The organism is Aestuariivivens marinum (assembly GCF_022662175.1).
GTDB lineage: Bacteria > Bacteroidota > Bacteroidia > Flavobacteriales > Flavobacteriaceae > Aestuariivivens > Aestuariivivens marinum.
In genome coordinates this window covers 82310-96780 of record NZ_JAKMCR010000001.1, presented here as the reverse complement: position 1 = coordinate 96780, position 14471 = coordinate 82310, and the positions used below count along the sequence as shown (strand labels likewise).

Below are 14471 nucleotides of genomic sequence, written 5' to 3'. Positions count from 1 at the left end.
GATGTATCAAACACCTAATTATAAAATAAAGTACATGGTACTATTGGTTGTTGCCTCTACTTTGTTTTCATGTTTTTCAAAGCAGATAAAACATGAAAGAAAACCTAATATATTATTTATTTTGGTAGACGATTTGGGGTGGAGTGATACGGGCTTTATGGGAAGTCCCGTATACGAAACACCTAATCTGGATAAATTAGCGATACAGAGTGTTGTGTTTTCAAATGGTTATGCGCCCGCTGCAAACTGTGCGCCAAGTAGGGCTTGTATTCTAACGGGAAAGAATACGCCGAGGCACGGTATTTATACGGTGGGATCTTCAGAAAGAGGTAAAACTAAAGATAGGAAACTCGTTCCTACAATAAATACAGAAACACTTAATGAAAGTTTTGTAACGCTAGCCGAAGTACTTAAAAATAATGGCTACACAACAGGGACAATTGGAAAATGGCATTTAAGTGATAATCCGTTAACGCAAGGTTTTGATGTTAATATTGCTGGATCCCATGCCGGGCATCCCAAGTCCTATTTCAGTCCCTATAAAAACTCAGTTTTGGAAGATGGAGAAGATGGCGAATATCTTACAGATAGACTTACTGAAGAAGCCGTACGATTTATTAGTCATAATAAGGAAACTCCATTTTTCCTTTATTTGCCTTATTTTACGGTTCACACACCATTGCAAGGAAAGGAAGCTTTGGTTAAAAAATATAGAGCGAAGTTAAAAGGGGATGACAGGTTCAATGCAAAATATGGAGCCATGGTTGAATCTATGGATGAGAACGTTGGGAAGCTTTTAAATAAACTCGATGAATTGGGTATTTCTGATAATACGCTGGTGATATTCTCGTCTGATAATGGTGGTTTGGCAAGCGTTTCTTCTCAATTTCCCATAAGAGCTGGGAAAGGCTCTTATTACGAAGGAGGCATTCGGGTGCCATTTGTGGTGAGATGGCCTAACGAAATTCAAAATGCAAGAATTGATAGTACTGCTGTAAGCGGATTGGATATTTTTCCAACAGTTTTAGATATTATTAATGAAGATAATAATTATAACTTGGACGGTGCTTCAATATTATCTTTACTAACTGAAAATAAACCTTTGAAGGAACGATCTTTGTTTTGGCATTTCCCAATTTATTTGCAAAGCGTAAATCCAGAAAAGGAACAGGCTCGAGATTCTTTATTTAGAACTAGGCCGGGTAGCGCTATGAGAAAGGGAAAATGGAAACTTCATGAGTATTTTGAAGATGGTGAAATTGAATTGTATAATCTTGAAACAGATATTAGGGAGCATAACAATTTGTTTGATGAATACCCAGAAAAAGTGAAGGAACTATATGATGAACTTCAGGCGTGGAGAGCCAAGACCAATGCGCCTGTGCCTACAACATTAAATCCAAATTATAACTTAAATTAGTTTTATTTTTTATTATATTCTATGCATCGTAGAGATTATATAAAAACAGTTTTATTAGGTTCTATTTTACCAATGACGTCCTGTTATGGTTTTGAAAATGATCGCTTTTCGAATGAAAACCCAGTGACTTTTAAAAGTGAGTGGCACTTATGGCAAGATATGAAATGGGTGGGCCCTCAATATTGGGGCAATAGATTGCAGGATTGGATATTAAAAAAAGGTCAAGCAATATGCACTTATAAAGGAAATAATAGAAACCTACATTTGCTGACGGTTCAAAACCCAAATGGAAATGCAGAGTATGTGATAAAGGTCACAATAACTATTTTGAACAAACATTTTGAGGGAGCAAAACAGGGATGTTTCGGGTTAAGGTTAGGCGCTGAAGGGCGTGTTGACGATTACCGTTCTGCAGCAGTCTTTGGTAAAGGTTTGGATGTTGGGTTAAATCTGAAAGGAGATTTGGTTATTGGAGAACAGGTGTTCGAAACTAGATTGGTAACCTTGCCCCAACAGTTTACCGTACATGTTAATGTTTCTAATAAGACTGAAGAAAGCCAATTGCTCACTGCCCATATTATAGACACTGAATCTAAAACGGTTATCCATACAACACGTGATATTGATATTTCAAATGAAACCCTCGCCGGAAATTTTGCATTATTGTCCAGTGTTGATGTTAAGGGAGGTAATAGCCACCAACCACTAGTTGGCTTTAAAGATTGGTCTATAGATTCGAAAACCCTTTACTCTAACGAAGAAAATATTTTTGGACCGATTTGTTTTGCGCAATATACATCACACCGAGGGAAATTAAAATTAACAGCGCAATTATCGCCGATAGAAGATATTGAAGGCCATAAAGTGGTATTGCAATTTAAAAAAGGCGATAAGTGGAGTACCCAAGAGGAACAAGTTGTAAAGCATCAAGGGCGTGCTGTTAATTTTTCAGTAGCTAATTGGCAGGGTACAGAAGATGTTCCTTATAGAATTCGTTTGCTGATACCATTAAGGAAAGGCAAGCACCAATACGATTATTTGGGGACCATTAAAGCGGAGCCGTTTGATAAGGACCAATTAAAGGCAGCTATATTTAGCTGTAACTTCGATTATGGATTTCCAGATACCGATATTTATGAAAGTGTCTCTAAATTAAATCCGGATATTTGTTTGTTTTTAGGAGACCAGTTCTATGAAGGTACTGGTGGTTACGGTGTACAATTTACTGGTGATTATGATAAAACGTGCCTCGATTATTTAAGAAAATGGATGATGTTTGGATGGTCGTATCGTGAATTGTTTAGAAATAGGCCATGTGCTATAATACCAGATGACCATGATGTGTATCATGGAAATATTTGGGGAGAAGGCGGTAAGTTAGCCGATAACAGTAATGGGTATGGAGCACCCTCACAAGATAGTGGAGGGTATAAAATGACTCCGGATTGGGTTAATATGGTCCAGTTTACGCAAACTAGCCATTTGCCAGATCCTTATGATGCTACGCCAGTTAAAAATAATATAAGTGTATACTATACACATTGGAATTATGGCGGCATAAGTTTTGCTATTTTAGAAGATAGAAAGTTTAAATCGGCGCCAGCACATGTGTTGCCCAAAGAGGCAAAAGTTAACAATGGTTGGATAATGGCAGACGATTTTGATATAAAAGAATACAGGCATTTGGAAGCTGAGTTATTGGGTGCAAGACAGGAGGCCTTTTTGGAATATTGGGTAGAAGATTGGTCCCATGGCGCCCAAATGAAAGCCGTGTTGTCTCAAACCAATTTTGCAACTGTGGCGACATTACCCGCTGAAGCCAAAACAGGAGCAGTTATACCTAAACTATATATTCCAGAAATGGGCGAATATATACAAGGAGATAAACCAACTGTTGACATGGATTCTAATGGTTGGCCAGCTAAAAAGAGGGATAGGGCGGTAGAAATTATTCGTAAGGGATTTGCCTTCCATATTGCTGGCGATCAACATTTAGGGTCGTTTATTCAATACGGCTTGGATGATTTTGGAGATAGTGGTTATGCTTTTGCTGGGCCAGCATTAAACAATATTTGGCCCCGTAGATTTTGGCCGTCAGTTGATAGTTCTGAACATACTTACGAAAATCCTGCTTATACAGGTAATTATATTGATGGGTTTGGAAATAAAATGACAGTTAAAGCAATTGCTAACCCCCATAATATGCATAAGGAACCTGCTATATTACATAATAGGGCTGTAGGTTATGGTATTGTAACATTTAACAAAAAGGATAGAACTATAAAAACGGAATGTTTTAGGCGTTTTGATAATCCGTTAGAAGAAGGTTCCCAGTACCCAGGCTGGCCGCAAACTGTTGCTCAAGAGGAAAACTTTGGCAAAAAGGCCGAAGGCTATTTACCTGAGATTATGGTTGAAGGTGTTGAAAATCCAGTTATTCAAATCATTAATGAACAAACCAAAGACTTGGAATATGCCATTAGGATTAAAGGCCAAGTATTTGCGGCAAAAATTTTTGATGATAAAGCTAGTTATATTATAAAAGTTGGTGACCCAGACGAAAACTTATGGCAAGAGCAAAAGGGAATAACCATTAAAAGCGATAGTTTAAGCTTTGTGTTTTAAATTATATATAATATTCCGTAGTATGCAAAATCTCTTTCAGAACGAAGTAGCTTTCCAAAACACCAATATTTTCAATTTTTGAAAGTTTTGCACGTACAAACTCATGGTAAGCATCAAGGCTTTCAATATTAATTTTAAGGAAGAAATCAACTTTTCCTGCCATATGGTAGCATTCCTGTACTTCACTTAGAGCTCGTATTTGTTTGTCGAACTTATCTATAAAACCTTCATCATGGTAACGCAGTGATACCATACATACAGCGGTTATGGGTTTTTTAATAAGCTTTTTATTTAGAAGGGCCACATACTTTTTAATATATCCTTTTTTTTCTAATCTCCTAATGCGCTCGTAAACCGGTGATGAGGTGAGGTTTAGTGTTTCGGCAATTTCTTTGGTCGTTTTTTTGGAGTCCTTTTGAAGGATTCTTAAAATGTCTAAGTCGGTAGTATCAAGTTTGTCCATATAAAGATATTTTTTCTTAAAACGATTATTTTTGAAACATGGTAAAGATTAAAAAACTTAAAATATGTTTATTTAAAGGTAAAAATACTTATTTTAAGCAAAATAAAAGGTAAAAAAGTTATAATAATGCTTTTATTCTTAATTTTGTACTAATAATTATCATAATAAATAATGACTGAAAATATTTTAATAACAGGAGCTAGTGGACAACTTGGAGCAGTAATGACCAAAGCTCTTCAAGAAAAGTTTGGGGTTAATCATGTAATAGCTTCCGATTTACGCCCAAATGAATCTTTTGAAGGTCTTTTTGAAATATTGGATGTGACAGATAATGAGGCTTTGAAATCCATTGTTGCTAAATATAAGATTACCCAAATATATCATTTGGCAGCCATTTTATCGGCTAAAGGAGAGCTGTTTCCGCTAAAAACTTGGGATATTAATATGAGTACTTTTTTTAATGTTTTGGAAGTATCTCGACAGTTAAGCGTAAAGAAGGTGTTTTATCCTAGCTCAATAGCTGTTTTTGGTAGCAATATATCTCGTGTCAACACACCACAAGACTCCAATTTAATGCCCTCAACGGTTTATGGTATTAGTAAAGTAGCGGGAGAGAATTGGGCAAATTATTATTTTGAAAAGTATGATTTAGATGTGCGATCCATCCGTTATCCAGGTGTTATTGGATACCAATCCCTTCCAGGCGGGGGAACTACAGATTATGCGGTCGATATTTATCATAAAGCTGTGAAGCAAGAGCATTTTGAGTGTTTTTTAAAGGAAACAACAACCTTGCCAATGATATATATTGAAGATGCTGTTAGAGCTACTATAGAACTTATGGATGCGCCTGCTGAAAATATTTCGATTAGAACATCCTATAATCTTGCGGGCATGAGCTTTAGTCCCAAAGAAGTAGCAGACTCCATTAAAAAAACATATCCTAACTTTGAAGTGAGTTATAATCCTGACTTCAGACAGAATATTGCAGATTCTTGGCCTATGAGTATAGACGATACTAAGGCAAAAGAAGACTGGGGTTGGAAACCAAAATACGATTTGGATGCCATGTCTAAGGTGATGATAGATAATTTAAAAGCCTATTATAATTCAGTAATAGCATAAAATAATATATAATGTACGGAAAGATTAAAGACCATTTATTAGAGGAGTTACAAACCATTAAAAATGATGGTTTATTTAAGGAAGAGCGCATTATAACAACGTCTCAAGATGCCGTTATAAGAGTGTCAACCGGCGAAGAAGTTATTAATTTTTGTGCGAATAATTATTTAGGGCTATCCAATAACAAAGAGGTCATTAAGGCAGCAAAGGACACTATGGATACCCATGGTTTTGGTATGTCGTCTGTGCGGTTTATTTGTGGTACACAAGATATCCATAAACAATTGGAAGCTAAAATAGCTGAATTTTTCCATGGAGAGGATACCATTCTTTATGCAGCAGCTTTTGATGCCAATGGAGGTGTTTTCGAACCATTATTAACTAGTGAAGATGCAATTATTTCAGATGCTCTAAATCATGCCTCTATAATCGATGGTGTGCGTTTGTGTAAAGCCGCCAGATATAGATATGCCAATAATGATATGGCAGATTTGGAAGCAAAATTAATAGAAGCCAATACCCAAAACCATAGATTCAAGATTATTGTGACCGATGGTGTGTTCTCCATGGACGGCGTTGTAGCGTCTTTGGATAAAATTTGTGACTTGGCCGATAAATATGATGCCCTAGTGATGGTTGACGAATGTCACGCCTCAGGTTTTATAGGCAAAACAGGTCGAGGTACCATCGAATTAAAAAACGTTTTGGGGCGTGTCGATATTGTTACGGGAACATTGGGCAAGGCCCTAGGAGGTGCTATGGGCGGTTTTACAACAGGTAAAAAAGAAATTATCGAAATGCTGAGGCAGCGTTCCAGACCATATCTGTTTTCAAATTCCTTGGCACCTGCCATAGTAGGGGCTTCGCTTAAAGTATTTGAAATATTAGAAAAAGACACTTCTCTTAGAGATAAATTGGAAGAGAACACCAACTATTTTAGGACAAAAATGGAGGCAGCCGGATTTGATCTAGTTGGGGCTGATGCCGCTATAGTTCCTGTGATGTTGTACGATGCCAAGTTGTCGCAAATTATGGCAAATAGGTTGTTGGAAGAAGGTATTTATGTTATAGGGTTCTTTTATCCGGTGGTGCCTAAAGATAAGGCAAGAATTAGGGTACAGTTATCTGCTGCACATACCAAAGCACATATTGATAAAGCTGTGGACGCTTTTATTAAAGTAGGTAAAGAGTTAAATGTGATATGAATTGATTAATAGTATAATCACGTTTTTAAGATGGGCTTGTATTTCAAGCTCATTTTTTTTGCTTAAAATGAAAGGTTTACTAATTATTGTATTTTAGTTGTCACTAAATACATTTATTTCAGAATAAATATGAAAACATATAAGGTTAACCAAATTACAAAAAACTTAAACATTACGGGAAAAGGTGATTCGTCATTATGGGATAAAGCCAATGTATTAACCGATTTTAAATCGCCATGGGATTCAAAAGCAATAGATAGAATACAGTTTAAAGCGCTATGGGATAATGATTGTTTCTTTTTTTGTTTTAGGGTTGAAGATACTAATGTTTACATTGATAAAACAGATAATACAAAAGCAAGTATTAATAATTCGGATAGGGTAGAGTTGTTTTTTAGGCAGGACAAAAATCTTAATCCATACTATTGTTTTGAAATAGATCCTTTGCCAAGGGTTATGGATTTTATAGCACACCCCAACAAAAACTTCAACTTCAATTGGAATTGGCCCAAAGCAGAAATTGATGTAAAATCCTCTTTCGATGATTATGGTTTCACGGTTGAAGGTGTTATAAGTATAAAGTCTTTAAAGGCATTTAACCTTATAAAAGACAATGTTATCGAAACTGGAATTTATAGGGCTAAATACTACCTTCAAAAGGATGGCAGTTATGAGCCTACTTGGATAACATGGATTGATCCAAAAACTGAAACTCCAAATTTCCATATAGCATCGTCTTTTGGCCTGCTAAAGTTGGAAGAATGATCTAAAAAAACAGGCCTATTTTAAATAGCCCATGTAATTTTCAGAATTTACAATGTCAATAGGGATAAGATTTTTATTAGGAATGACCTTATTAAATAAAATATAATCAGCTAAAAAAACAGTGCCTAAATAAGCTTGTCGTTTAGGGTTCTGATGTATTAAATAATCAATGATTCCGGACTTTAAATACTTTATGTTTTCCTGTAATAAATCGTAGCCAACAACACAGGTGCTTTTTTTACTGTTGTTTAATAAAGCGGCTAGTAAATTGATTTTAGAATTTGTCACAAAAAAACCATTGATTTCAGGATGGGTGTCTATAAAGTACTTTATAGTTTTCTTAAGATTGTTGGCATTTCTGTGTTTTAGCTTATAGGTGTTTAAAGAAAAGCTATTGTCTTTAAGTTCATTAAAATAGCTACGAAACCCTTTTTCCTTTTCCTGCATGTGAGTTGCGTTTTTAAATACTTCATCAATGTGAATAATGGCAACCTCGGCATTACCCTTTAATGTAGAATGAATCAATTTGGCACCAATTCTTCCGCTTTGAAAAAGATCCTGCCCAACAAATTTTTGGGAATCAACACTTTTTAAATCGTTATTGAATAAAAAATAGGTTTTTTTAATCTTATCACATTCATTGATAAAGGCTATAGATTCTTTTTGAAAAAGAGGTGCTAATAAAATACCGTCAAATTCTGATTTTAAGGCTAGAAGACTTTGTTTTTCAAAGCTGTCTTTATTGAATGGGTTAAAATAAACATATTCTAAGGTTGTTCCAAAAGGTGAAAATTCATTGAGAGCCTCTTCAATACCATCAATACAGGGAGCCCAATAAGGATCAATTTCGGGATCTGGCATAAGGATGCACAAATGGCAATTTTTATTGTTTTTTAAACTTTGAGCAATTAAATTGGGTTGATAATCAATTTCCTTAAGTATATTATTTACTTTTTTCAAAGCCGTTTCAGATACCTTTCCCCTGTTGTGTATAACCCGGTCTACGGTACCTTTGGAAACACCTGCCAATTTTGCAATATCCTTTATGGTATATTTTTTCATGTCTTGCAAATGTAAAAATTTTTAATGTAATGATTAGGTTGTATTTATAAATTAACTCTAAAATATGTGCTCGAGCACATATTTTAGGATTTTTCTTTTTTTATTCGAGTTTATTATGTAGATTCGTATCCTGCATTAAGAGGGGTTGATGTTGTTGTTTTGGGTAAAATATTGTTTTTCAATATTTTGAAAACGTAAAAAGAATATTGTTGGATGAGGGATGTAAGATTTTTATAATAGATTTTTAGATATATAACAATGGATAAGCCAACACTAGTGATTTTGGCGGCTGGAATGGGAAGTCGTTATGGAGGGTTAAAACAAATGGATTCGTTTACTCCCGAAGGAGATACAATTATAGATTTTTCTCTTTATGATGCCCTGCAAGCTGGATTTGGAAAGTTTGTGTTTGTCATCAGGAAGAGTTTTGAGGAAGAGTTTAAGTCAATCTTTAATAAAAAACTCAAAGGTAAGGCAGAGGTGGCATATGTATTTCAAGAGCTTGACAATATTCCGGAAAAGTATATTAACCCAAACCGTGTTAAGCCCTGGGGAACTGGTCATGCGCTTTTAATGGCAAAAGACGCTGTTCAGGAAAATTTTGCCATCATTAATGCAGACGATTTTTATAGCAGGGAAGCTTTTGTTTCCATGGCCCAAGCATTGATAGCTACAGATAAAACTTCTTATAACTTTAAGACCATGGCTTATTTGTTGAAGAACACAGTGTCAGACTATGGTTATGTTTCAAGGGGGGAATGCAAAGTTGATAAAAATGGCTATTTAATAGATGTGACCGAAAGAACCCATATTGAAAAAATTAATGGTCAATTAATGCGAAAGGATGATAATGGAGACTTGGTTCCAATTGACGAGAATACCGTAGTGTCTATGAATTTTTGGGGTTTTACGCCCAAATGTTTTGGGTTTGGTGAACAATTGCTGATAGATTTCTTGGAAAAAAACCAGTCAAATTTAAAAGCAGAGTTTTATCTGCCAACTATAGTTAACGAAATCCTCAAGTCGGGAGGCGCTAATGTTGAGGTTTTAAAATCTAATGCCAAATGGTTTGGAGTAACCTATAAGGAAGATAAGGCTATTGTTCAAAAAGCAATAGAAGACCTTAAAGCAGCTAATGTTTATCCTAAAAATTTGTGGTAAGATGACACAGGAAAAGCTTATATATATATTCAATCATTTTGACCATGCTTCAAAATATTCATCCCACAAAGAGTTGGCCTCTGGACATATAAACGATACATTTTTAATAGAAACAAAGGAGGAGCCTTTTTATATTCTTCAACGTATTAATCATAATGTTTTTAAAGATGTTCCGGGGTTAATTTTAAATAAGGTACTTGTAAGCAAACACATTAAAAATAAACTGTCACATTTACCTGAAGAAGCGCTTAAAAGACGTGTGCTAACCTTTATTCCAGCAAAGCATGGAGAATACTACTATAGGGATGAGGATGGTAATTTTTGGAATGTTATGCTGTACATTAAGGAGAGTGTTACTCATGAAATTGTAACCAACAAAGAAGTGGCGTATGAAGGCGGTAAGTTATCAGGAGATTTCCTTAACCTTACAAGTGATTTTGATGCTTCTGTTTTGACAGAGGTCATTCCAAAATTTCATGATATGTCTTTTCGTTTTTGGCAATTTGATGAAGCTCTAAAAAATGCTTCTGAAGAAAGAAAAGAAAAAGCCAAACTGTATTTAGATAAGGTTATTGAGCTTAAGGAAGAAATGCATATCCTACAAAACCTAAAGGAATTTGGTGAAATTAAAATAAGGGTCACACATAACGATACTAAAATTTCCAACGCTTTGTTCGATAAGGATAATAAAGGGCTTTGTATTATTGATACCGATACGGTAATGCCTGGGATTGTGCATTATGATTTTGGAGACGCCATAAGAACCATTTGTAATACCGCTGCCGAAGATGAAACCAATTTGGATTTGGTTACATTTAATGTGGAATTTTATGAAGCTTACAAAAAAGGGTTTTTAGAAAAAGTAGAATCGGCCTTAACTTCTTTAGAAATTAAGACGCTACCATTAGCGGCTAAGACCATGATTTTTATTATGGCCTTACGTTTTTTAACCGATTTTTTAAATAATGATGTATATTATAAAACCAAATATCCTGAACATAATTTAGATCGTGCCAAAAATCAATTTAAGTTAATTGATAGTATGGTGTCGCAAATGGATGTGTAAATAAAATTAAAAGCCATGCCAAAATTGATTTTTTAAACCTAAAAACCACTAAGTTTTCATATTATTGATAAACAATTAACTAACTAATAATTAAACTCTTTAGATTATGACACAAGCACCTAAAAGTAGTAATACCGTAGCCATTACGATAATAGCAGGATTATTTGGAATATTTGGTTTCGTAACCTGGATTAATGGAACGCTAATTCCATTTATGAAAACCATGAATGAACTCACCGAAACCCAAGCTTATTTTGTGGCATCGGCGTCCTATATCTCGTTTGTAGTCATGGCGTTGCCAGCATCATATCTTTTAAATAAGATTGGTTATCGCAAGGGCATGTCAGTTGGTTTAATTATTATGGCTATTGGAGCTTTGGTCTTTATCCCTGCGGCAGAGGCACGTACATATTGGGTTTTCCTCTTGGCTATTTTTATTCAAGGTATGGGAATGACTATTTTGCAAACCGCTGCAAATCCCTATATCACGATTTTAGGGCCTATTGAGAGTGGTGCCAAACGTATTGCCATTATGGGTATTTCAAATAAAGGAGCGGGGATTATAGCAAATATTATTTTCGGTTCCCTATTATTGACAGGAATAGGTGATGTTAAGGAAAAATTAGCAGTTGTTTCAGTTGAAGAAAAGGAGAGTTTGTTGAATACAATGGCAGATAGTGTAGTGATACCTTATATTGTCATGGCTGTTGTATTATTTGTATTTGGATTGTTGATAAGAAAAGCACCTCTTCCGCATGTTGAAGCAGATCCTATTGAGGAACCTAAAGAAGGAGGTGGGTCTAAAACCAGCATCTTTCAGTTTCCACACTTGTGGTTAGGAGTATTGACTTTGTTTGTATACGTTGGAGCAGAAGTGATAGCAGGCGACTCTATTATTGCTTATGGACTTTCTCTTGGTTTCCCAGCAGAAGAAGCTAAGTTCTTTACGCCATTTACTTTAGCGGCAATGATTACCATGTACGCCTTGGGAGTCTTCTTAATTCCAAAGTATTTGAAACAGGAAACCGCATTAAAAATAAGTGCCGCTTTAGGTATTGTTTTTAGTATATGTATATTAACAACAACAGGATTTACATCTGTACTTTTTGTAGCTGCTTTGGGTATAGCCAATGCTTTGGTGTGGCCAGCAGTATGGCCGTTAACATTAGAAGGCTTGGGTAAATTTACCAAAACAGCTTCTGCGTTATTGATTATGGCAATTGCAGGTGGAGCCATTATTCCACCATTATATGGAAAATTGGTTGATGCAGGGAAGCATACATTAATCTCAGAAGGCATTGGAGAAACAGAGGCTTTGGCATCTGCCTCAACGAGTAGTTATTGGATATTAATTCCGTGTTATGCAATCATTTTGTTTTTTGCTTTATGGGGGCATAACATGAAAAGTTGGTCAAAAAAATAAATACAACAAATACAATTAGAACCACAAATTACATTTAAAATGATTAAGAGTAGTACAGACAAAGCTACAGGTTTTGAAAAGCGATTTGAAAATATCAATACGGTAATTTTCGAAGATTCAAAAGCCGCAGCTGTAGAGGTTGCAAATGAAATTGCTACGTTAATAAAGGCAAAGCAAAAAAGCAATCAATCATGTGTTTTGGGCTTGGCAACAGGATCGACACCAAAAGGATTGTATTCAGAATTGGTGCGTTTACATAAAGAAGAAGGCTTGAGTTTTAAAAATGTAATTTCATTCAATTTGGATGAGTATTATCCGATGGAGCCAGATTCCGTAAATAGTTATGTTCGCTTTATGGAGGAGTTGTTGTTTAACCATGTGGATATTTTACCTGAAAATTATCATATCCCAGATGGTCAGCTTTCTAAGGAAGATATTGCAAACTATTGTGCTGAGTACGAGGCTAAAATTGAAGCGTTAGGAGGTATCGATCTGCAAATTCTTGGAATAGGGGGTAATGGTCATATCGGTTTTAACGAATCTGGATCTTTGCAAAATTCCAAAACACGACTGGTAGCCCTAGACCATATAACTAGAGTAGCTGCGAGTAAAGATTTTGGTGGCTTGACCCAAACACCAAGAACGGCAATTACACTTGGTGTTAAAAAAATAATGGAAGCAAAAAGAGTTATTTTGATGGCTTGGGGTGAACCTAAATCGGATATTATTAAAGCTTCTGCGGAAGGTCCAGTATCCAGCCAAGTACCGGCCTCATACTTGCAAGAACATAGTAATGCAGTATTTGTAATAGACAAGGCAGCCTCGTCAAAATTAACACGTATTAATACACCGTGGTTAGTTGAGAAAATTGAATGGACCGATAAAATGGTGAGAAAAGCGGTATTGGGTTTAGCGCTTAAATTGAAAAAACCTATTTTAATGCTTACCGATGCCGATTATATTGAAAATGGAATGAGTGATCTTTTGGCAGATTCAGGCCCAGCTTACGATATCAATATTAAGATTTTCAATCAAGTTCAGCATACCATAACAGGTTGGCCAGGAGGGAAGCCAAACTCAGATGATAGCAAGCGACCAGAACGGTCAGAGCCTGCTAAAAAACGTGTATTGCTTTTTAGTCCACATCCAGACGATGATATTATAAGTATGGGAGGAACCTTTATTAGGTTACATGAGCAAGGGCATGAGGTGCATGTGGCTTATCAAACCTCTGGGAATATAGCAGTTGCAGATGATGAAGCTTTGAGGTTTGCCAATTTTGTTATAGATTATAACGAGAAGTTTGGTATAAAAAGTGAGGAAGCAGAGAACATTTATGAAAAAGCTTTAGAGTTTCTTAAGAATAAGAAAAGTAGCGATATAGATATTCCTGAAGTGCGTTATATTAAAGGACTTATAAGAAAAGGCGAAGCTAGAGCTACAGCACATTTTGTGGGTTTACCTGACGAACGTATCCACTTTATGGAATTGCCGTTCTATGAGACCGGTACCATTGAGAAAAATCCAATAGGTGAGGAGGATATTAAAATTACCATGAACTTAATTGAAAAAGTAAAACCACATCAAATTTATGCCGCTGGAGATTTAGCAGACCCTCATGGAACACATAAGGTTTGTTTGGATTCTGTTTTTGAAGCTGTTAAACGATTAAAGCCTAAAAAGTTTATGGATGATTGCTGGTTGTGGCTTTACAGAGGTGCGTGGCAAGAATGGGGTATTGATGAAATAGAAATGGCAGTGCCAATGAGCCCAGACCAAGTATTGCAAAAACGTCACGGAATTTTTAAACACCAATCCCAAAAAGATGGTGTTGTGTTCCAAGGAACCGATAGCAGGGAGTTTTGGCAACGTGCCGAAGATAGAAACCGTGAAACAGCAGAATTATATAATCAATTAGGATTGGCACATTATGCAGCCATAGAGGCTTTTGTTAGGTGGCATTACTAGTGTGGTTAAAGTTTTGCTATGCCATACCTTTTCAATAAACAATATTGGGGTTCATTTTAAGTTATTAATTCCTTAAGACAGAACATTTAACTAAACTTGGGCTTGACGGTATGGTATAGCTTTTATGACTGATTAATTAAGCAACAAAGCCTACAAAATTTTGTAGGCTTTGTTTTTTTAATTCTATT

11 protein-coding genes are annotated in these 14471 nt (G+C 35.6%); 9 read left to right on the top strand and 2 right to left on the bottom strand.

Features of this window, described 5'->3' with window-relative positions; all coding sequences use genetic code 11:
- Position 1: 1 nt before the first annotated feature.
- Positions 2–1420, top strand: coding sequence for a sulfatase (locus MR053_RS00435; RefSeq protein ID WP_242130570.1), 1419 nt, complete (start codon positions 2–4; stop codon positions 1418–1420).
- 21 nt (positions 1421–1441) lie between these two features.
- Positions 1442–4045, top strand: a complete 2604-nt coding sequence (locus tag MR053_RS00430; RefSeq protein ID WP_242130569.1) for an alkaline phosphatase D family protein — start codon at positions 1442–1444, stop codon at positions 4043–4045.
- Between the two features lies 1 nt (position 4046).
- Here the strand turns inward: MR053_RS00430 and MR053_RS00425 are convergent, their stop codons facing one another.
- Positions 4047–4508 (bottom strand): Lrp/AsnC family transcriptional regulator, encoded by a 462-nt coding sequence (locus MR053_RS00425; RefSeq protein WP_223548699.1) that lies wholly within the window; start codon positions 4506–4508, stop codon positions 4047–4049.
- A 171-nt stretch (positions 4509–4679) separates the two neighbouring features.
- Between MR053_RS00425 and MR053_RS00420 the strand changes: the two genes are divergently transcribed.
- From MR053_RS00420 to MR053_RS00410, 3 genes are all read left to right on the top strand, one after another.
- Complete coding sequence (locus MR053_RS00420; RefSeq protein WP_242130568.1) at positions 4680–5633, top strand: NAD-dependent epimerase/dehydratase family protein; 954 nt, start codon at positions 4680–4682, stop codon at positions 5631–5633.
- 11 nt (positions 5634–5644) lie between these two features.
- Entirely contained in the window at positions 5645–6838 is a 1194-nt protein-coding gene (kbl, locus tag MR053_RS00415) for a glycine C-acetyltransferase (protein ID WP_242130567.1), read from the top strand.
- A gap of 129 nt (positions 6839–6967) precedes the next feature.
- A complete protein-coding gene (locus MR053_RS00410) occupies positions 6968–7603 on the top strand; it encodes a sugar-binding protein (RefSeq protein WP_242130566.1) in 636 nt (211 codons plus the stop codon).
- A gap of 15 nt (positions 7604–7618) precedes the next feature.
- On the opposite strand, the gene MR053_RS00405 is transcribed toward MR053_RS00410, so the two are convergent.
- The gene (locus tag MR053_RS00405) at positions 7619–8665 is read right to left on the bottom strand and encodes a LacI family DNA-binding transcriptional regulator (RefSeq protein ID WP_242130565.1); all 1047 of its coding nucleotides are present in this window, start codon (positions 8663–8665) and stop codon (positions 7619–7621) included.
- A 258-nt stretch (positions 8666–8923) separates the two neighbouring features.
- Here MR053_RS00405 and MR053_RS00400 point away from each other — a divergent pair, with 258 nt between their 5' ends.
- The 4 genes from MR053_RS00400 to nagB all read left to right on the top strand — a co-directional run bounded on the left by MR053_RS00400 (position 8924) and on the right by nagB (position 14283).
- Positions 8924–9826: a nucleotidyltransferase family protein gene (locus MR053_RS00400; RefSeq protein ID WP_242130564.1), complete on the top strand. Its 903-nt coding sequence runs from the start codon at positions 8924–8926 to the stop codon at positions 9824–9826.
- A 1-nt stretch (position 9827) separates the two neighbouring features.
- Positions 9828–10892 (top strand): phosphotransferase enzyme family protein, encoded by a 1065-nt coding sequence (locus MR053_RS00395; protein ID WP_242130563.1) that lies wholly within the window; start codon positions 9828–9830, stop codon positions 10890–10892.
- Positions 10893–10998: 106 nt separating this feature from the next.
- Positions 10999–12315 (top strand): sugar MFS transporter, encoded by a 1317-nt coding sequence (locus tag MR053_RS00390; RefSeq protein WP_242130562.1) that lies wholly within the window; start codon positions 10999–11001, stop codon positions 12313–12315.
- Between the two features lie 39 nt (positions 12316–12354).
- The gene (gene nagB, locus MR053_RS00385) at positions 12355–14283 is read left to right on the top strand and encodes a glucosamine-6-phosphate deaminase (protein ID WP_223548687.1); all 1929 of its coding nucleotides are present in this window, start codon (positions 12355–12357) and stop codon (positions 14281–14283) included.
- Positions 14284–14471 lie beyond the last annotated feature (188 nt).